The organism is Sphingomonas changnyeongensis, from assembly GCF_009913435.1.
GTDB lineage: Bacteria > Pseudomonadota > Alphaproteobacteria > Sphingomonadales > Sphingomonadaceae > Sphingomonas_B > Sphingomonas_B changnyeongensis.
Genome location: NZ_CP047895.1, coordinates 133,242 through 152,245, shown reverse-complemented (window position 1 = coordinate 152,245; position 19,004 = coordinate 133,242). Strand labels below are relative to the sequence as shown.

14 protein-coding genes and 2 pseudogenes are annotated in these 19,004 nt (G+C 69.5%); 11 read left to right on the top strand and 5 right to left on the bottom strand.

What is annotated here, in order from left to right:
- Positions 1 to 73 precede the first annotated feature (73 nt).
- The 4 genes from GVO57_RS00810 to GVO57_RS00795 all read left to right on the top strand — a co-directional run bounded on the left by GVO57_RS00810 (position 74) and on the right by GVO57_RS00795 (position 4,074).
- Positions 74 to 1,045 (top strand): NAD(P)/FAD-dependent oxidoreductase, encoded by a 972-nt coding sequence (locus GVO57_RS00810; protein WP_160591042.1) that lies wholly within the window; start codon positions 74 to 76, stop codon positions 1,043 to 1,045.
- A complete protein-coding gene (locus tag GVO57_RS00805) occupies positions 1,038 to 2,222 on the top strand; it encodes an FAD-binding domain-containing protein (protein WP_160591040.1) in 1,185 nt (394 codons plus the stop codon). The genes GVO57_RS00810 and GVO57_RS00805 overlap by 8 nt, the downstream gene beginning before the upstream one ends.
- Before the next feature lie 181 nt (positions 2,223 to 2,403).
- Complete coding sequence (locus GVO57_RS14715; RefSeq protein ID WP_233281415.1) at positions 2,404 to 3,648, top strand: NF038122 family metalloprotease; 1,245 nt, start codon at positions 2,404 to 2,406, stop codon at positions 3,646 to 3,648.
- An 84-nt stretch (positions 3,649 to 3,732) separates the two neighbouring features.
- Positions 3,733 to 4,074: a hypothetical protein gene (locus GVO57_RS00795; RefSeq protein ID WP_160591038.1), complete on the top strand. Its 342-nt coding sequence runs from the start codon at positions 3,733 to 3,735 to the stop codon at positions 4,072 to 4,074.
- Between the two features lie 119 nt (positions 4,075 to 4,193).
- Here the strand turns inward: GVO57_RS00795 and ppc are convergent, their stop codons facing one another.
- Positions 4,194 to 6,860 carry a phosphoenolpyruvate carboxylase gene (ppc, locus tag GVO57_RS00790; RefSeq protein ID WP_160591036.1) on the bottom strand — a complete coding sequence of 889 codons (2,667 nt, stop codon included), beginning with the start codon at positions 6,858 to 6,860 and terminating at the stop codon, positions 4,194 to 4,196.
- A 70-nt stretch (positions 6,861 to 6,930) separates the two neighbouring features.
- Positions 6,931 to 7,497 carry an HNH endonuclease gene (locus GVO57_RS00785; protein WP_160591034.1) on the bottom strand — a complete coding sequence of 189 codons (567 nt, stop codon included), beginning with the start codon at positions 7,495 to 7,497 and terminating at the stop codon, positions 6,931 to 6,933.
- A 92-nt stretch (positions 7,498 to 7,589) separates the two neighbouring features.
- On the opposite strand from GVO57_RS00785, the gene gluQRS reads away from it, so the two are divergent.
- From gluQRS to GVO57_RS00755, 6 genes and pseudogenes are all read left to right on the top strand, one after another.
- Entirely contained in the window at positions 7,590 to 8,462 is an 873-nt protein-coding gene (gene gluQRS / locus GVO57_RS00780) for a tRNA glutamyl-Q(34) synthetase GluQRS (protein ID WP_160591032.1), read from the top strand.
- A gap of 9 nt (positions 8,463 to 8,471) precedes the next feature.
- Positions 8,472 to 8,699 carry a twin transmembrane helix small protein gene (locus GVO57_RS00775; protein ID WP_160591029.1) on the top strand — a complete coding sequence of 76 codons (228 nt, stop codon included), beginning with the start codon at positions 8,472 to 8,474 and terminating at the stop codon, positions 8,697 to 8,699.
- Positions 8,700 to 8,717: 18 nt separating this feature from the next.
- Positions 8,718 to 9,287, top strand: a complete 570-nt coding sequence (locus tag GVO57_RS00770) for a cob(I)yrinic acid a,c-diamide adenosyltransferase (protein ID WP_160591027.1) — start codon at positions 8,718 to 8,720, stop codon at positions 9,285 to 9,287.
- 73 nt (positions 9,288 to 9,360) lie between these two features.
- Positions 9,361 to 10,623: an ergothioneine biosynthesis protein EgtB gene (gene egtB / locus GVO57_RS00765; protein WP_160591025.1), complete on the top strand. Its 1,263-nt coding sequence runs from the start codon at positions 9,361 to 9,363 to the stop codon at positions 10,621 to 10,623.
- A gap of 26 nt (positions 10,624 to 10,649) precedes the next feature.
- Positions 10,650 to 11,594, top strand: coding sequence for an L-histidine N(alpha)-methyltransferase (gene egtD, locus GVO57_RS00760; protein WP_160593749.1), 945 nt, complete (start codon positions 10,650 to 10,652; stop codon positions 11,592 to 11,594).
- A 70-nt stretch (positions 11,595 to 11,664) separates the two neighbouring features.
- Positions 11,665 to 12,662, top strand: a pseudogene (locus GVO57_RS00755) (LacI family DNA-binding transcriptional regulator).
- Positions 12,663 to 12,853: 191 nt separating this feature from the next.
- Here the strand turns inward: GVO57_RS00755 and GVO57_RS00750 are convergent.
- The 3 genes and pseudogenes from GVO57_RS00750 to GVO57_RS00740 form a co-directional block, all read right to left on the bottom strand.
- Complete coding sequence (locus tag GVO57_RS00750) at positions 12,854 to 13,786, bottom strand: ROK family protein (RefSeq protein WP_233281414.1); 933 nt, start codon at positions 13,784 to 13,786, stop codon at positions 12,854 to 12,856.
- Positions 13,774 to 14,927, bottom strand: a pseudogene (locus GVO57_RS00745) (glycoside hydrolase family 68 protein). Before GVO57_RS00745 ends, GVO57_RS00750 begins: the two are co-directional and overlap by 13 nt.
- Entirely contained in the window at positions 14,927 to 17,425 is a 2,499-nt protein-coding gene (locus GVO57_RS00740; protein WP_160593747.1) for a TonB-dependent receptor domain-containing protein, read from the bottom strand. The pseudogene GVO57_RS00745 and the gene GVO57_RS00740 overlap by 1 nt, the downstream one beginning before the upstream one ends.
- A gap of 319 nt (positions 17,426 to 17,744) precedes the next feature.
- Here GVO57_RS00740 and GVO57_RS00735 point away from each other — a divergent pair, with 319 nt between their 5' ends.
- Positions 17,745 to 19,004 (top strand): MFS transporter, encoded by a 1,260-nt coding sequence (locus GVO57_RS00735; protein ID WP_233281588.1) that lies wholly within the window; start codon positions 17,745 to 17,747, stop codon positions 19,002 to 19,004.

Below are 19,004 nucleotides of genomic sequence, written 5' to 3'. Positions count from 1 at the left end.
CCGCGTGCCCAAACGCTTTATGGCCCGCCCCGGACAGCGCTGGGCGTCGCGGGGTCGAGCCGGGAGGGAAGTGATGCAGATCGTGATTGTCGGGGCAGGACTGGCCGGGCTGGCCGCCGCCGATGCGCTGATGGCCGCCGGCCATCGGGTGCGGCTGATCGACAAGGCGCGCGGGCCGGGCGGGCGCATGTCGACCCGGCGGGCCGAAACCCCGCTCGGGGCGGTGCAGTTCGATCATGGCGCGCAATATTTCACCGCCCGCACCCCCGATTTCGTCGCGCAGGTCGATGCCTGGGCGGCGGCGGGCATCGTCGCGCCCTGGCCGGCTGCCGGGCCGGATGCCTTTGTCGGCGTGCCGGGGATGAACGCGCCGGTGCGCGCGCTCGCCGCTGGCCATGACGTGATGTGGTCAACGCGCGCCGAGGCGCTGGTCCGCGCCGGGGCCGGCTGGCGCGTGACCGGTGACGCGGGCGGCGCGGCGCTGGACATCGCTGCCGATGCGGTGCTGGTCGCGGTGCCCGCCGAGCAGCAGGCCGCGCTGCTTGCGCCCCATGATCCGGCGTTCGCTGCCCGTGCCCAGGCCAGCCGCTCCGCGCCGTGCTGGACGGTGATGGCGGCCTTTGCCGAACCGGTGGCCGCGCCCGACAGCTGGCGGGGTGGCACGGACGGCGATGGCGGCGTGATCGGCTGGGCGGCGCGCAACTCGGCCAAGCCCGGGCGCGCGGGACCGGAGGCATTTGTCATCCAGGCCAGCCCGGACTGGTCACGCGCGCATCTGGAAGACGATGCCGACACGGTCGCCGCCGCGCTGCTCGCCGTATTTGGCGCGGTGATCGGCACTGCGCTGCCGGTGCCGGCCTATGTCACCGCGCATCGCTGGCGCTATGCGATGGCCGCGCGGCTGGCGGAACCCGGCCCGCCCGCGCTCTGGAACCCGGCGCTGCGGCTGGGCGCGTGCGGCGACTGGCTGGTCGGGCCGCGCGTCGAGAGCGGCTTTGTCTCGGGGCGGGCGCTGGCCGCGCTGATCGGCGGCGATCATGGCTGAGCCGACGCGCGCCGCCGCGCTGGCCCGGATCGCCGCCTTCGCCCCGGCGATGGGCGAGCTTTATGCCGACCGGCGCAACCATGATCATGGCCCGGCGGCGGGCGATGCGCTCGCCCGGCCCAATGTGTCGGGCCTGTCGCCCTGGCTGCGCCACCGGCTGGTGCATGAGCGCGAGGTGATCGCCGCCGCGACCGCCGATCATGGCGGGGCGGCGGAAAAGTTCGTGCAGGAGGTGCTGTGGCGCGGCTATTTCCGCGGCTGGCTTGAACAGCGGCCGAGCGTCTGGCGCGCCTATGTCGAGGGGCGCGATGCGGCGCTTGATCGCCTCAACGCCAATGCCGGGCTGCGTCGCGCCTATGACGCGGCGGTGGCCGGACGCACCGGCATCGACTGTTTCGATGCCTGGATCGCCGAACTCACCACGCACAACTGGCTGCACAATCATGCGCGGATGTGGCTGGCGAGCATCTGGATCTTCACGCTGCGCCTGCCCTGGGAACTGGGGGCGGACCTGTTCATGCGCCATCTGCTTGACGGCGATGCCGCGTCCAACACCCTGTCTTGGCGCTGGGTGGCGGGGCTGCACACGCGCGGCAAGGCCTATGCGGCGCGGGCGGAGAATATCCGCCGCTACACGGGCGGCCGCTTCGATCCGCGCGGGCTGGTCGAGGATGTCGAGCCGCTTGACGAGGCGGCCGAGCATCCGCTCGTCGCTCTGCCCGCACCGGGCGGCGCGGTGATGCCAGGCCATGCGCTGGTCGTGCATGACGGCGAAGGGCTGGCGCTGCCGCCGGCGCTTGCGCACCCGCCGGCCATCGTCATCGGCCTTTGCGCGCCCGACCGGCGCAGCCCGGCGGGCGTCGCGCCGGCGGTCGCCGGCTTTGCGCGCGGCGCGGTGGCCGACATGCTGGCGCGCGCCGAAGGGCTGTGGGGCTGCCCGACTGCCATCGCGGCAACCCCGGATGAACTTCATGCCGCTGCTGCCGGCCGGCCGCTGGCGGCGTTCCGCCTGCCGACCGGGCCGGAGGGTGATGTCTGGGCGGCTGCGCTGGCCGGGGCGCTGAGTGTCGATGATCCCTATGACCGTGCGCTGTGGCCGCTCGCCACCGCCGGCTTCTTCAAGGTCAAGCAGAAGGCGCCGCGTGCGCTGGCCCCGCTCGGCCTCGCGCTCGGCTGAGTGTCTTTGGCAGGGTGGGCGGGCGCAGATCCCGACCATGCAATATGGTGCCAAAAGGACACATGATATTCTATATCATTGGTATTCAATAAGTTAATACTTGATTTACCATAACCGTCCGTCAGCATCCCCTTCGCGCGGGCTGTGGGGTAGCAGCCCGTCGAAAAAAGGGGATGAATGCGTGAGCAGATTGATCATTGCCGCCATGGGCGGCGCGGCGCTTGGCGCCCTTGCCATGCCATCGGCGGCGCAGGCGCAGCTGGGCCATGTCCACACCGCGACCTGTAACCACCAGTTTGTCGAGGATAACGGGACCTACAACCCGAACAGCCTCAACAGCTTCTCGGTCCAGTCGAACAATGCCGGCGGCGGGATGACCATCATCCTCAACGACCTGGGCGGCGTGGGCGAAGGCACCCAGGCGCGCGCGGCGTTCGAAGCGGCGGCGCGTTACTGGACCAGCCTGTTCAACGACAACATCACCATCCGGCTCGATGTCCGCTTCTCGCAGCTCGGCACCGGCATTCTGGGCTCGACCGGCTCGACCACCAACACGGTCGGCTATTCCGCCGTCCGCCAGGCGCTGATCGCCGACGCCAAGTCGACCTTCGACCAGGTGGCGGTCGCCTCGCTGGGTGCAGGGCCGCTGACGTTTGCATCGAACGAGCCGGCCGGCCAGCCGATCAACCGCGACACCCGCGTGCTTGATGCCAACAACTCGTTCGACAACAACAATCTGAACGTGAACACCGCGCAGATGAAGGCGATGGGCCTTGCTCCCGTCTATGCGGCCAACAACCCCAATGGGCGCGACGGCAGCGTCAGCTTCTCGACGCTGTTCGACTGGGATTTCGATCCGACCGACGGCATCGATCCGGGCAAGATCGATTTCGTCGGCGTTGCCGCCCATGAAATCGGCCATGCGCTCGGCTTCCGCTCGGGCGTCGACACCGCCGATGTGAACGCGCTGCCCGGCGTGGCGCTTCCGGGCCGCACCGGCCTCAACAACATCGCCTGGGGCACGGTGCATGACCTGTTCCGCTACGGCACGCTTGATGGCCAGACCGTGCGTGATTGGACGATTGGCGGTGCGCCCTGCTATTCGATCGATGGCGGCCAGAACTGCCTGGCGCTGATGTCGACCGGCCGCACCGTCGGCGATGGTCGTCAGGCCAGCCACTGGAAGGACGACGTCCTTCTGAACATCGCGCCGCCGATCGGCATCATGGACCCGACGGCGACCGGCCCGGGGGGCGGCCGTCCGTTCCAGCAGGTGTCGCTGTTCGACATCATCGCGTTCGACGCCATGGGCTATGACCTGGCCGCGGTGCCCGAGCCGCAGACCTGGGCGATGATGATCCTCGGCTTCGGCTTTGTCGGTGCCGCCGTGCGCCGCCGCGTCCGGGTGGGCGTCCGCTTCGCCTGATTTTTCCGGGGGGAGGGGGTGCCGGCCTGTCCGGGCCGGCACCCGACCCCGCTGGATCGATCGGCAAAAGCCCGAAGATCGAACATGAAACGCCGCGTGGCCCGATGGTCGCGCGGCGTTTTTCATGCGGCGGCCGGTGCGCGGCGGCCCTGCTTGTCGCACCGGCGCGCGATCAGGCCGGCGGGCGCGGCCGTGTTGGGCGGGGTGTGCGGTCAGGCGTCGAAGCTATTCCCGGCGGTCCGGTCCGCGCGATTTGTGTCCGCGCGCCTCGACCAGATTCAGCCCGGCAATGACAAGCAGAAGAACGACGATCACGCCCCCCAATATTTCCATGCGCCCCCCCATTTCGAATCAAGAGGTTCGCATGAAAAACCGCCGCAGGAAAGCCGAGGTTTGAAGTCCCGCGCGGTCAGGTCCTGCGGTTGATCACCGAACACCATCACGGGCGGGCATATATGCGGCTCGCGCATGCTTGGCAGGACATGCGCGATCCTGCACGGCTCGCGCCACAGCTTCGCTGTGCTTTCGGTCGTCCGTGTGCGGTTTCAGCCGCTGTTGCGCAGCGCGGTCGCGATCGCGTTGATCGACAGCTGGATGCCCTCGGCGATGCGCGCATCGGTCTCGCCGGCACGGTGGCGCTTCAGCAGCTCGATCTGCAGCAGGTTGAGCGGCTCGATATAGGGCAGGCGCAGCCGGATCGAGGCATCGAGCTTGGGAGTGCGCGCCAGCAGTCGCGGCTGGTCGGTCACCTCGAGCAGCGCGTCGCGGGTGGCGAACCAGGCATCGCGGATGCGGCCGAAGATCCGCTCCGCCGCAGCCCGGTCGGCGACCAGCCCGGCATAGCGCGCGGCGATGCCCATATCGGATTTGGCCAGCACCATTTCGAGATTGGCCAGCGTCGTCGCCATGAACGGCCAGGCCGTTGCCATGTCGCGCAGAAGTGCTTTGTCCTCAATGCTTTGAAGCGCGTGGCCGACGCCGAACCAGCCCGGCAGCATCACCCGCGCCTGCGCCCAGCTGAACACCCAGGGGATCGCGCGCAGATCCTCGATCCGGTCGGATGCGGTGCGGCTGGCAGGGCGCGATCCGATCTTGAGCGTCGCGATTTCGGCGACCGGTGTCATCTGCCGGAAGAAGCTGCGAAAATCGCCATCGTCATAAACCAGCCCGCGATAGGCGGCAAAAGCGGTGCGCGACATGCCCGCCATCGCGCCCGCAAAGCGCCGCCGGTCCGCCGCCGACAGTTCCTCGGGCGCGAGCGAGGTCAGCACGGTCGCCGCCGCCATCGCCTCCAGATTGGCGGCCGCGCTTTCGGCGGTGCCATATTTGGCGGCGATCACCTCGCCCTGTTCGGTGATGCGGATGCGGCCCTGCACGGTGCCGGGGGCCTGGCCCCGAATGGCGGCGAAGGACGATCCGCCGCCGCGCCCCACCGCGCCGCCCCGGCCATGGAACAGGCGCATCCCGATCCCGGCTTCGGCGAATACCGCGCGCAGCGCCTCGCTCGCCTCGTGGAGCGACCAGACCGAGGTCAGATAGCCGCCATCCTTGTTGCTGTCCGAATAGCCGAGCATCACCTCCTGAAAGCCGCGCGCCCGCGCCGCCGCGCCGACCGGGGGCAGCGCCAGCCAGGTGCGCATGATCGCCGGTGCGGCCTCAAGGTCGGCAATCGTCTCGAACAGCGGCACGGCCATCACCATCGGCTGCGCGCCCGGCGCGGCCAGCCCCGCCTCCTTCAGCAGCAGCTGCGCCTCAAGCAGGTCGGAGACGGACCGCGTCATCGACACGATGCAGTTTTCAACCGCAGCCGGCCCGTGGCGGCGATGGGCCGCGGCCGCAGCCTCGAACACCGCCAGTTCCTTGGCGGTTTCGTCGGAATAGTGCGCAAAGGGCGAGCGGAGCGGCCGTGGCGAGGCGAGTTCGCGGGTGAGGAGCGCAATGCGCGCCGCCTCGTCGAGCGCCAGATAATCCGCCTCCACCCCGGCCTGTGCCAGCAGCTCGGCGACCACGCGTTCATGGACGGCGCTGTTCTGGCGCAGGTCGAGCGTCGCGAGGTGAAAGCCGAAGGTCTCGACCGCGCGGATCAGCCGGGCGAGCGCGCCGCCCCCGGCCAGCGGCCCGCCGCCCGCGCCGAGCGACCGGGCGATGGCGACCAGATCGGCGCGCAGCGTATCGGGATCCGGATAGGGCGGCGCGGCCAGCGCGGTCGCGCGCGGCGGCGCATGGCCGGTCAGGTCCGAATAGGTGGCGGCCAGCCGCGCATAAATGCCCGACAGCGCGCGCCGATAGGGTTCATCGGCGCGCGCCGGGGCATTGTCATGGCTGGCATCGGCCAGCGCGCGCACGGCATCGCTCACTTCTGCCAGTTCGGTCGAGACCGACAGCTCCGCGCCCAGCGCATGCACGGCGTCGAGATAATGGCCCAGCGCCACCTCGGCCCCGCGCGCCAGCGCCAGTTCAAGCGAGGCTGCGGTGACGAAGGGATTGCCGTCACGGTCGCCGCCGATCCAGCTGCCGGGGCGCAGGAACCCCGGCGGCCGCGCGCCGATCAGCTGTTCCCAGCGCTGGTAGAGCGCGGGCAGCACCGGCAGGAACACGTCGCGGAAATAGGCGGTCGCGGTGTCGACCTCGTCGGCGACATAGAGCCGCTCGCGGCGCAGCGGGCGCGTCTGCCACAACAGCGCGATCTGGCGCGAGATCGCCTCCTCGACCGGCTCGCCATCCGCTGTTTCGGCAAAGCCCGCATCGCGGCGGCGCATCAGCTCGGCAATGCGGTTCTTGTGGTCGATGATGCTCTTGCGCCTGACCTCGGTCGGATGCGCGGTCAGCACCGGCGCGATCCGGGCGGATGACAGCAGCTCCATCAGCGCCTCGCGCCCGATCCCGGCGCGGTCGAGCGCGGCGAGCGCGGTCTTCAGGTCCGCCCCCGGTTCCGCCGCGATGCCCTGCCGGTCTTCGGCCAGGTTGGCGAGCATCGAAAACAGCATGAAGCCGCGCACAAAGGCGAGCGTGTCGTCCAGCCCCAGCGCATCGAGCCCGGGATCGATCGACGCCGCATCGGCCAGCCCCCGGTGCCGGTCGACCGAGGCGGAGCGGATATATTCGGTCTGCCGATAGAGCCGCTCGCCCCCATAATGGCGGATCACATCCCCGAGCAGGCGGCCGAGAAAGCGGATGTCGGGGTTCTGGGTGATCGCGGGGGCTTGTTGCATCGCAACATGGTGCCCCGCGTCCCCCGCCCGGTCAACCGGACCTGAGGGGCGGGAGGTCTGCCCCCCCCACTCACGCCTGCAGTTCGACGTCCCAATACAGCCAGTCGCGCCAGCTTTCGTGCAGGTAGTTGGGCGGAAAGGCGCGGCCATGGTCCTGAAGCTGCCAGCTGGTCGGCCGATAGGGCTGTTCGTGCAGGCCCATGCCCGCTTCGCGCGGCGTCCGCCCGCCCTTTTTCAGGTTGCAGGGCGCGCAGGCGGTGGTGACATTTTCCCAGGTGGTGCGCCCGCCATAGGCGCGGGGGATGACATGATCGAAGGTCAGATCGCGCGCCGCGCCGCAATATTGGCAGACGAAACGGTCGCGCAGGAACAGGTTGAAACGGGTGAAGGCGGGGTGTTGCGAGGGTCTGACATATTGCTTGAGCGCGATGACCGAGGGGAGCCGCATCGCGCTGGTCGGACTTCGCACCTGCTTCTCATAGGTCTCGATGATGTCGACCCGGTCGAGAAACACGGCCTTGACCGCCGATTGCCAGGGCCACAGGCTGAGCGGATAATAGCTGAGCGGCGTGTAATCGGCATTGAGGACCAGCGCCGGGCAACTGTCCGGGTGGCGTATGAGATCGGGATGGTACAAGCGCGCCTCTCCCTCGTTCCGACAGGCGCAATGCCCGGCGAAGATGACGCAGGGATGACATTTGCCGGGCAAAAGGGTCAAGCCGATCCACCATGTTATCCACAGACTTGATCACACGCTTCGCCCCCAGCCCGACCGGCCTGCTCCACGCCGGCCACGCCCTGTCGGCGATGATGGCGCATGACCGGGCGCGGGCGGCGGGCGGCCGCTTCATCGTCCGCATCGAGGATATTGATGGCGGCCGGGCGCGCGAGCCCTTTGTCGAATCGATCCTTGCCGATCTGGCCTGGCTGGGGCTGAGCTGGGACGGCCCGGTGGTCCGCCAGTCGGCGCGGCTGCCGCTCTACCGGGCGGCGCTCGACCGGCTGCGCGCAATGGGGCTGGTCTATCCCTGTTTCTGCACGCGCGCCGACATTGCGCGCGAGATCGCGGCCAGCCAGTCCGCGCCGCACGGGCCGGACGGGCCGCTTTATCCCGGTACCTGCCGTCCGGCGGCAGGGCAGGGCGAACCCGATCTGTCGCGGCCTCATGCCTGGCGGCTGGACGTCGCCCGCGCAGCGGCGCTGACCGGCCCGCTGGTCTGGACCGACGAGCGTGCCGGCCAGGTGGCGGCGCGGCCCGATCTGCTTGGCGACGTGGTGCTTGCGCGCAAGGATGTGCCGACCAGCTATCATCTGGCGGTCGTCACCGACGATGCCGATCAGGGGGTGACGCTGATCGTGCGCGGGGCGGACCTGTTCCATGCCACCCATGTCCACCGGCTGCTGCAGGCGCTGCTCGACCTGCCGGTGCCCGTCTATCACCATCACGGGCTGATCCTTGATGCGGACGGGCGGCGGCTCGCCAAGCGCCATGGCGCGCCGACGCTTGCCGATCTGCGGGTGGCGGGCGCTGACCCGGCGATCATCACCGGGGCGATCAGAAATGGCGGCGCGCCGCTTGGATTCCGGCGCGATGATGCCTAGATAGCCGCGATGACGACGATCCTTGCCCTGCTTCTCATCGTCGCGATGATCGCGACCCTGTTCATGCTGATCCGGGGCGTCGTCGCGTTCCTCAAAACCACCGAGGCCGATCTGAACGCGCAAGGATCCGGGCCGAGCCAGTCGGCCCTGCGCCAGAACAAGGCGATGATGGGGCGGATCTTCTTCCAGGGCGTCGCGATCATCATCGCCGCGCTGCTGCTGCTCCTGTCGCGCTGACCCGACCGGCCCGTCGCGATGGTCAAGCTCAACCGCATCTACACGCGCACCGGCGATGATGGCACGACCGGGCTGGTCGATGGCTCGCGCGTGCCCAAAAGCGCCGCGCGCCTCGCGCTGATCGGCGATGTCGATGAAGCCAACAGCGCGCTGGGCGTCGCCATCGCGGCGCTGGGCGACGATCCGGTGGTCGGCGACCTCAAGCGCATCCAGAACGACCTGTTCGACCTCGGGGCCGATTTTGCGACGCCGGGCGAAAGCTTTGCGCCGTCCGACATGGTGCTGCGCATCGTCCCCGCCCAGGTCGCGCGGCTGGAGGCGGAGATTGACGCGATGAACGCCGATCTTCCGCCGCTCACCTCGTTCATCCTGCCCGGCGGCACGCCCGGCGTCGCCGCGCTGCATCTGGCGCGCGCCATTGTCCGCCGTGCCGAACGCACCGCCGTGGTCGCAGCGGGGCAGGTGCCGCTCAACCCGCAGGCACTCGCCTATCTCAACCGGCTGTCGGACCATCTGTTCGTCGCAGCGCGGCTGGTCGCCAGCCGCAATGGCGGCGACGTGCTGTGGAAACCGGGCGCGACCCGCTGACGGTTGCGGCGCGGCATGCGGGCGCCGGTCCGGTCACGACAATGTCGCGGGAGCCGGCTATGATCGCCGCCCGATGACTGCCGCCCGCCCTTTCCGGTCCGACCCGCCCGTGGCGGATCTGGCCGCCCTGTTTGCCCAGGTCCGTGCGTTCAGCATGGCGCTGGTCGAGGGGCTGAGTGATGCCGATGCCACCGTCCAGTCGATGGACGATGCGTCGCCCGCCAAATGGCATCTGGCGCACACCAGCTGGTTCTTCGAAACCTTCGTGCTGCGCGATCTGCCCGGTTACCGGCCGTTCGATCCCGCCTTCGCCTATCTGTTCAACAGCTATTACGAGGCCGAGGGCCCGCGCCACCCCCGGCCGCAGCGCGGTCTGCTGACGCGCCCGTCACTGGCCGACATCTGCGCCTATCGCGCCCATGTCGATGCCGCGATGGCCGGGGCGATGGCCATGCTGACGCCTGACCAGGCGGCGCTTATTGAACTGGGGCTGGCGCATGAACAGCAGCATCAGGAGCTGCTGCTGACCGATCTGCTGCACCTGTTCGCGCAGAACCCGCTTCACCCTGCATTCCGGCCGCAGCGCCGGGAGCCCGCACCGCCGCCGCCGCCCATGGGCTGGCGCGACGGGGCGGAGGGGGTGGTCGAGATCGGCCATGCCGGGCCGGGCTTTGCGTTCGACAATGAAGGGCCGCGCCACCGCGTGCTGCTGGCGCCGCACCGGCTCGCCGACCGGCCGGTCACCGCCGGCGAATGGGCGGCGTTCATTGCCGACAGGGGCTATCAGACGCCGCGCTGGTGGCTGGCCGATGGCTGGGCATTCATCCAGCGCGAGCGGATCGAGGCGCCGCTCTACTGGCAGCGCGACGGCGAGGGCGGGTGGCTGAGCTTCGGGCTCGACGGGCTGCATCCGGTCGATCCCGCCGCACCGGTCACGCATATCAGCCTGTTCGAGGCCGATGCCTTTGCCGCCTGGGCCGGGGCGCGGCTGCCGACCGAGTTCGAATGGGAAGCCGCCGCTGCCGACCATGATCCGGCCAGCGGCAATTTCCTCGACGCGCCGGTCGCGGTGCGGCCGCTGCCCGGCGATCACGGCCTGTTCGGCGGCGTCTGGGAATGGACGGGCAGCGCCTATCGCCCCTATCCGGGCTTCCGCCCGGCAGCCGGCGCGGTCGGCGAATATAATGGCAAGTTCATGAGCGGCCAGTTCGTGCTGCGCGGCGGCAGCTGCGCGACGCCGCGCGGCCATGCCCGCGCAAGCTATCGCAACTTCTTCTACCCCCATCAGCGCTGGCAGTTCAACGGCCTGCGCCTGGCGAGCGACCCGTGCAGCTGACCGGCGTGCATCCGGGCGGGCGGACGATGACCGCCGACCCCGCATTCCGCGCCGATGTGCTCGCCGGGTTCCGCATGCGTCCGCGGGCGATCCCGGCGCGCTGGTTCTATGACCATCAGGGGTCGCTGCTGTTCGAAAAAATCACCGCGCTGCCCGAATATTACCCGACCCGGGTGGAGACCGCGCTGCTCGCCGCCGCCGCGCCCGACATCGCCGAGGCGGTCGGGCCGGGGCGCGCGGTCGTCGAGTTCGGATCGGGATCGTCGGTCAAGACGCCGCATATCCTGGGCGCGGTGCGGCCGGCCGCCTATGTGCCGATCGACATTTCGGGCGAGTTTCTGCGCGAATCGGCGGCAGCGCTCGCCTCGGGCTTTCCGCGCCTGTCGATCCTGCCGGTCGAGGCGGATTTCATGCTGCCGATCGAACCGCCGCCCGCGATCGCGGCGCTGCCCAAGCTCGGCTTTTTCCCCGGTTCGACGATCGGCAACATGGTGCCGCGCACCGCGGTCAATCTGCTGCGCGCGATGGCCGAGACGCTGGGTGAGGGCGCGATGCTGCTGATCGGCATCGACCGGGTGAAGGATGTCGGCACACTGATCGCCGCCTATGACGATGCCGCCGGCGTGACCGCGCGGTTCAACCTCAACCTGCTGCACCGGATCAACCGCGAGCTGGACGCCGACATTCCGGTCGACGGCTTTGTCCACCGTGCGCGCTGGAACGATGACGAGGCGCGGATCGAAATGCATCTCGAGGCGGTGCGCGACTTGAGCTTCACCATCGCGGGCGAGACGTTTGGGATGGCGGCCGGTGAGACCATCCACACCGAAAACAGCCATAAATATGGCCCGCGCGAGGCACGGCTGCTGCTGCGCGCCGGGGGGTGGAGCCCGATCAGGGAATGGACCGATGCCGATGACCAGTTCGCGCTGATCCTGGCCGAATCGCGCCCGCCCGGCACCGCGCCCTGAAGCCTTTGGGGCCAGAAACTTAACCCCTGCCGGGCTGGCGGGGGGCGGCCGGCCATGGCATGGAACGGTCATGAAGGCTCCGATTGGTTCGCTGGCCGAGCTGGCCAAACTGGCCGGCGTTTCGGTTTCCACCGTGTCGCGGGCGCTGGCGGGCAATCCCGCGATCCGCGCCGAGACGCGCGACCGGATCGGCGCGCTGGCGCGCGAGCATGGCTTTCGCATCAACCAGGCGGCGCGCAACCTGCGCCTCGGGCGCACGGGCGCGATCGGCGTCGTGCTGCCGCTCGGCCATGAAACCGGCCAGCATCTGTCCGATCCGTTCTTCATGAGCCTGCTCGGCCCGCTCGCCGACGCGCTGGCGGCGCGCGGGCGCGACCTGCTGCTGTCGCGCGTCATTCCGGAGGCCGATGACTGGCTGGACGCGATTGTCGATTCGGGCCGGGTCGACGGCGTGATCCTGATCGGCCAGTCCGACCAGATCGACGTGATCGAGCGGGTCGCCGCCCGGTTCCGGCCGCTGGTTGTCTGGGGGGCGGCGGTGCACGGCTATCAGCAGCTGACCGTCGGCACCGACAATGTCGCGGGCGGCCGGATGGCGGCCGCGCATCTGCTGGGTAGGGGGCGTCGCCGGCTGGCGTTTTTTGGCAATCCGGCGGTGCCTGAGTTCGCCGCCCGCTATCAGGGTTTCTGCGCCGCCCTGGACGAAGGCGGGGGGAGGGACGGCTGGTCCCCGTTCATCTGACCACCGATGCCTCGGCGGGCGAAATCGCCCGCTATCTCGACAGCGAGTCGCCGCCCGACGGCATCGTCGCGGCATCGGACGTGATCGCGATGAGCGCGTTGAGCGTGCTCGGCGCGCGCGGCATCGCCGTGCCCGATCAGGTGGCGGTGATCGGCTTTGACGACATTCCGCTGGCGCGCCACACCAGCCCGCCGCTGTCCACCGTGCGCCAGCATGTCGCGCGCGGGGCGGAGCTGCTGGTCGAGCTGCTGTTCGCGCGGATCGACGGGCGTGACGCCCGTTCGGTCACCATGGCACCCGAACTGGCGCTGCGCGGCTCAGGCTGAGGGGGAAGCACGGCACCGGGTGTTGTTTGTTTGGGAAGAACGGCACCGGCCCGCTCCCCCACCCGGCCTCCCATAGTATGCTGCCGTCGGGAGGCCGGGTGGGGGAGCGGGCCGGTGCCGCTCCTGCGGCGTCAGCCGCAGCACAAGCCACGCCGCCCCTGCGCCGTAAGGCGCACAGCAAACAACTTCCCTCAGCCGGCCGCCGCCATTTCGGCCAGCGCGACCGCGCCCAGCGGCCCCGCATCGGATCCGAGCGCCGGGGCGGTGATCAGCCGGTCGAGCGCGTCCGGCGTGACCGGAGCCAGATAGCCGCCGAGCATCCGGGCGGTCGCCCGGCGCAGATGCGGCAGCAGCACCGCCCGGCTGCCAACGCCGCCGCCGATCAGGATGCGCTGCGGCGACAGGATCAGCAGCAGGTTAGCGATCAGCGTCGCCAGTTCGTCCGCGATCATCGGCCAGACCGGGTCGTCATCGCCGATCTCGTGCGCGGGCCGCCCGGTGCGCGCGGCGATCGCCGGGCCGGACGCCAGCCCTTCCAGACAGTTGCCATGATAGGGGCAGATGCCGGCAAAGCCTGACGCGGGCGCAGAGGCGGGGCGGACATGGCCCATTTCCGGGTGCATCAGGCCGTGCAGCGGCCGGCCGTTCACCACCGCGCCGCCGCCAATCCCGGTGCCGATGGTCAGATAGGCATGGACTGACAGGCCCTGCGCCGCGCCCCACCGCCCTTCGGCAAGCGCCGCGCCATTGACGTCGGTATCCAGCGCGACCGGCAGACCGAAGCGCCGGAAGGGCGCGAGCAGGTCGGTCCCCGCCCAGCCTTGTTTGGGCGTCGTCGTCAGCCGCCCGAAATCGGGCAGCGCGGGATCGAGGCAGAGCGGGCCGAAGCTGGCAATGCCCAGCCCCGCAATCGCCGCGCCCGCCGCCTGCCAGCCGTCAAGGGCCGCCATCATGCCGCCCAGCACCGTCTCCGGATCCTCGGTCGCCACGCGGACACGGTCGAGGATCTGCGGGCCGCGCGCCAGCACGGCGATGGATTTGGTCCCGCCCAGCTCGATTCCGGCAGTAAGTGGGCCAGCAGTAAGCGGCCCAGCAGGAAGCGGCGCGCCCGTCATGCGAGCCATGCCCGGTCGCCGGCCAGCATCAGCTGCAGCGTCGGCGCAACCGTGCCGCCGAAACAGGCGCGCGCCTCGGCCGCGCTGGCGGGGGCGTGGGCCGCGCCGATCATGTCGGCAAAGCTGAGCACCTGAAGATCGGCGGTCACCCACCAGCTATAGGCCTGATGCGGGGCCTGTGACGGGTTGGCGAACACCAGGCCAGCACCATTGAGCGGCCGGTATGGCCCTCGATGCGGTCGGCCACCATACCGTAAAGCCCGGTCGGCCCCGCGGGGCCTGCGGGATCGAACACCTTGTTCTGGGTCGACCAGAACAGATAATAAAGCCCGTCGCGGCAGACGATGTGCGGGCGTTCCAGCTCGTTGTTCAGCCCTTCGGCGGCGATCAGCGGCGGCAGCAGCCGCCATTTGTCCCCGTCCGCCACCGCCCAGCCGATCGCGCCGTTGAACGCCGCCGCCGATCCGGCGAGCGAGGCGGCGAACAGCAGATGGTCGCGTCCCGTCGCGGGATCGTGGAAAAAGGCCGGGTCGCGAAACGCCTTGATCGTGCCGATCGCGCCGCCGCCCGCCATGTCGGTCTGGTAATGGACGCCGTCGGCGGCGACCGTTTCGCGCGGCACGCTCCAGCCGGTGGGGCGCACCCCGTCGAGCCGCGTCTCGGTCACGAACAGCCGCTGGTCAAAGCTGGTCGCGGTCTCGCCGCGCCGCCCGGCGGCGGTGAAATGGACGGCGAGGGTGACACCATCATCGCCCAGCACCGCCGAGCCGGACCATTCGCGGCTGCCCGGCGAAAAACCGTCGGGAAACAGCGGGCCGAGATCGCGCCAGCCGCCATCGGCCGCCCGGTGCATCAGCCGCAGCCGCGCAATGCCGTGGCGGGCATCCGGGTCCGGCCCTTCGGGGGCGGACAGGAAGATGGCGAGCATCCCGCTGGCAATCCCGGCAATCGCGCCCGACCGGTCCTGCACCGGCCACCAGTCCCACAGGTCATGGCCGGGCAGCAGCGGCGGCGCATCCGCCCGGCCGATCACCGGCGCATGGGCCGGTGCGGCAAGCGCCAGCAGATGCGCGCGGGTCCAGTGACTGGTGATCGCCGCGCCCGGGCCGTCCGGCCCGGGCAGGGCGCCGTCCGCCCGGGCGTCCAGCATCAGAAGTCGAACCGGACGGCGGCCGAGACGGTGCGGCCGTTGATCGAGCGTGCGCGCACAATGCCGTCTGCGGGGATCGAGGCTTCCTCCGCCTCGGTGAAGCCGTTGACGTCGAACAGGTTGTTGGCGTTCACCGACAGGGTGACGCGCGGCACCGGGGTGAACCGGGCAAAGGCGTTGACCTGGGTGAAGCCCGGCAGCTTCAGCCGGTTGTCGTCCTGCGCATAGCTGTCGGTGGTGCCGACCATATTGGCCCCCAGCGCGAACCGGTCGGTTTCATACTGGGCGGTCGCCTGATAGATGAAGTCCGCCTGGCGGCGCGGCCGGTTGCCGGCAACGGCCGGGTTGACGGCGTCGCGGGTGATTTCGGCATCGGTATAGGTGGCCCCGGCCGACAAGGTGAAGCCGCCGCGCCGGATGCTGCCTTCCAGCTCAAGGCCCCAGGCGCGGTAGGAGCGGTCGAACAGCCTTTGCGTCGTCGCCTCGAAATTCTGTTCCTCGGTGCGGGCATGGAACAGCGTGGCGTAAAGCTGGGTGCCGCCGTCGCGATATTTCACCCCGCCTTCCAGCTGGCGGACAAAGTCCACCGCCAGCGCCGGGTTGCGCAGCGCGCCGGTGGTCGTGCTGACATTATTGTCGTTGAACAGCAGCCGGTCGGCATTGGCGCGGCCGCCGCGCGCATAGCTGGCAAACAGCGCCAGCGTGTCGGCCAGCCGGTAGTTCAGGCCCAGCGAGTAGGACAGATAGTCGTAATTGTAATCAACCGGTGCCGGGCTGCCGAGCGGGACGACCGAGGTCAGCTGTTCGGCGGTGGAGATGGTGCCATTGCCATCGACATCGACCGGCCGTGTGCCGACCCGACCGCCACCCAGATCGGCACCGAAGGTGGTGCCGCGCGCGCGACCGAAATCATAGCGCAGCGCGCCATCGACCGACAGCTTGCCGAAACGCATGTTGAGCGAGGCGAACGGCGCGTTGGTATCATAGCTCAGGTCATAGACCCGGCGGCAGCAGCCGCCGAAAAAGCTCGCGCCATAAGCCACGGTGCCTCCATCGGTGACCGCCGCGCCGCCGGTGGTGCGGATGTCGATCAGCCCGGCATTGCCGCCGCCGCGCACCTCGAGCAGGTGCGACGTCCACAGCCAGTCGGTCGCGATGTCCTGCCGCGACTTGTAAAAGCCGAAGGTGACCGCGCCCTCGCCCCCGCCGATCGTCAGATCGCGGGTCAGCCGCAGGTCGTTGGTGATGTTATCAAGGCTGTTGAGCCGGGTGTTGAACAGCACGACGCGCGCGACCAGCGTGCCCGCGGGCACCGCCTGGCCGGCATTGGGGCCGGTTGCAAAGCGCGCCGTCGCGCCCGCGCCGCCCAGTTCGGTCGCGATCGCGCCTGCCGTGCCGACCGAAGCCGGGAAGGGCGAGGTGAAGCCGCCCGACACGTCGGAAAAGCGGAAGCGGTTGACCAGCGTCCAGTCGTCATCGACGTCGATCGAGGTTTCAAAGCCGAACGCCTTGACCAGCGGGCGCATGCCGTCGGTCACGTCGAAACGCTGGGCGACATTCTGGCCGTTGAGCGACAGCGCCTGCAGGAAGCCGCGCGAATGCAGGCTGTCGCCGTTGATGCTGAAGCCGGGCAGGCTGGTATAGGTCGGATCGGCGTCGGTGCCGGTCACGCGCACCGGATTGGGCAGATAGCCGACCGCGCGGTCATCCAGATATTTGCCGAAGAAGCGGATATAGCCGCCCTCGAACTTGCGGGTGAGGTTGAGCTTGATCTGCCCGCCCTTCAGCCCGTCATAGCCCAGCCGGCGCGGGCCTTCGCCCTGGCGGTAGAAGCCGCCGACATGGAAGCTCCAGTCCTTGCCGATCGGCGCGCCATAATCGAAATCGACGCGATATTCCTCATAATCCAGCCCGAGCGTCGTCTGGATCGCGCCGCCTTCCTGCTCGCCGGTCTTGGAGATGAAGTTGATCACCCCGCCCGGCGAGTTGGAGGCGAAGGTCGAGGCCGAGCCGCCGCGCACCGCCTCGATCCGGGCGATGTTGAAATCGGTGCGCACAAAGATGTCGGCATTGCCGAAGGTGATGTCGCCAAACTCGAGGACCGGCAGCCCGTCTTCCTGAAGCTGGAGGAACTTCGCCCCGCCCGAGGCGACCGGCAGGCCGCGCACGGCGATGTTGGCATTGCCTTCGCCGCCCGAGGCTTCGGCGCGAATGCCGGGGATCTGGCGGAACGCCTCGGCCGCCGAACGCGGCGCAAGGTCGATGAGCGCGGCACCCGACAGCGCGCTCGTCGCAACCGTCGCGTCGAGCCGGTTCTGGCCGCGCGCCACGGCGGTGACGACGATGTCGTCGGCGGGCGCTGCAGCGGACTCATCAGTCTGCGCGGCGACATCGGCCTGGGCCGGGTCCGCGATCCGCGCGGCATGGGCGGGCATTGCGGTTGCCGCCGCGAGCGCCGGCAACATGACGCCAGCCAGCAATGCGTGGTGCTTCACCATATCCTGCATCTCCCCTGCTTGCCGTTTTTTGCACGGCGTTGGCAGCGGTATAATATTTCGCAATCGATTGCGCAATCGATTGCATTCTTGATTGTCGTCGCCCGCCGCCGCGCTATGCTGGCCGGTGCAGGGCAGCTGCGACCTGGCCATCGCACAAGCATGGCGGCCGGCCGCCCGGGAGCGGGAGAGAGAGATGACGGCCACCCAGACGCACGGGGGACGCGAAGGCCCGTCCGGCAACAGTTCGTCCGGCAACAGCCCGGCGGGTGGGTGCGCGGGGGCCGCCAGGCCGCGCCTGTCGCTGCTGCGCATCGCCGAGATGAACCTTGGTTTCCTTGGCCTCCAGTTCAGCTTCGGGCTGCAGCAGAGCAATATGGGGCCGATCTATGCCTATCTGGGCGCGGACGAGGCGAGCCTGCCGCTGCTCTGGCTCGCCGGGCCGATGACCGGGCTGATCGTCCAGCCGCTGGTCGGCGCGCTCAGCGACCGCACGGTGTCGCGCTTCGGCCGGCGGACGCCCTATTTCCTGATCGGGGCGCTGCTGTGTTCGCTGTGCCTGTTCGCCATGCCGCACAGCCCGGCATTGTGGGCGGCGGCCAGCCTGCTCTGGGTGCTCGATGCCGCCAACAATGTGACGATGGAGCCGTATCGCGCTTATGTGAGCGACCGGCTGGCCGCCGATCAGCGCCCGCTCGGCTTTCTGACGCAGAGCGCCTTTACCGGCCTTGCCCAGACACTGTCCTATCTGTCGCCGTCGATCCTTGTCTGGTGGGGGGTGGGGGCCGATGCGGTCGGCGCCAACAACATCCCCACGGTCACCGGCATCGCCTTTGCGGTCGGCGGCGTCCTGTCGCTGTCGACGGTGCTGTGGTCGGTGCTGCGCGTTCCAGAGCTGCCGCTCGATCCCGCCCAGGCGGCGGCGCTTGAGGCCGGGCGCGCCGCACCGGGCGGGGCGCTTGGTGATCTGTGGGCTGCGATCCGCGACATGCCCGCGCCGATGCGGGCGCTGGCGCTGCCGATGCTCTGCCAATGGTATGCGATGTTCGCCTATTGGCAGTTCGTCGTCCATGCGCTGGCGCGCAGCCTGTTCGACACCGCCGATCCGCTGAGCGCCGGCTTTCGCGAGGCGGCCCTGCTCAACGGGCGGCTGGGCGGCTTCTACAACTTCATCGCCTTTGCCGCCGCGCTCGCGATGGTGCCGCTCGTCCGCCGCGCCGGCCCGGCCCGCATCCATGCGCTGGCGCTGACCGTATCGGGCGCGGCGATGATCGTGCTGCCCGGGCTTGCGGATCCCTGGCTGATGGCGCTGCCGATGTTGGGCATCGGCATTGGCTGGGCAAGCATGATGGGCAATCCCTATGTGATGCTGGCCGACGCGATCCCGCCTGAGCGCACCGGCATCTATATGGGCATTTTCAACATGTTCATCGTCGTGCCGATGATGATCCAGAGCCTGACCATGCCGCTCATCTACCGCCCGCTGCTGGGGGGCGATCCGCGCCATGTGCTGATGCTGTCGGGCGCGCTGATGCTGCTGGCCGCGCTGCTGACGCTGCGGGTCAGGCCGCAGCGCGGCTGA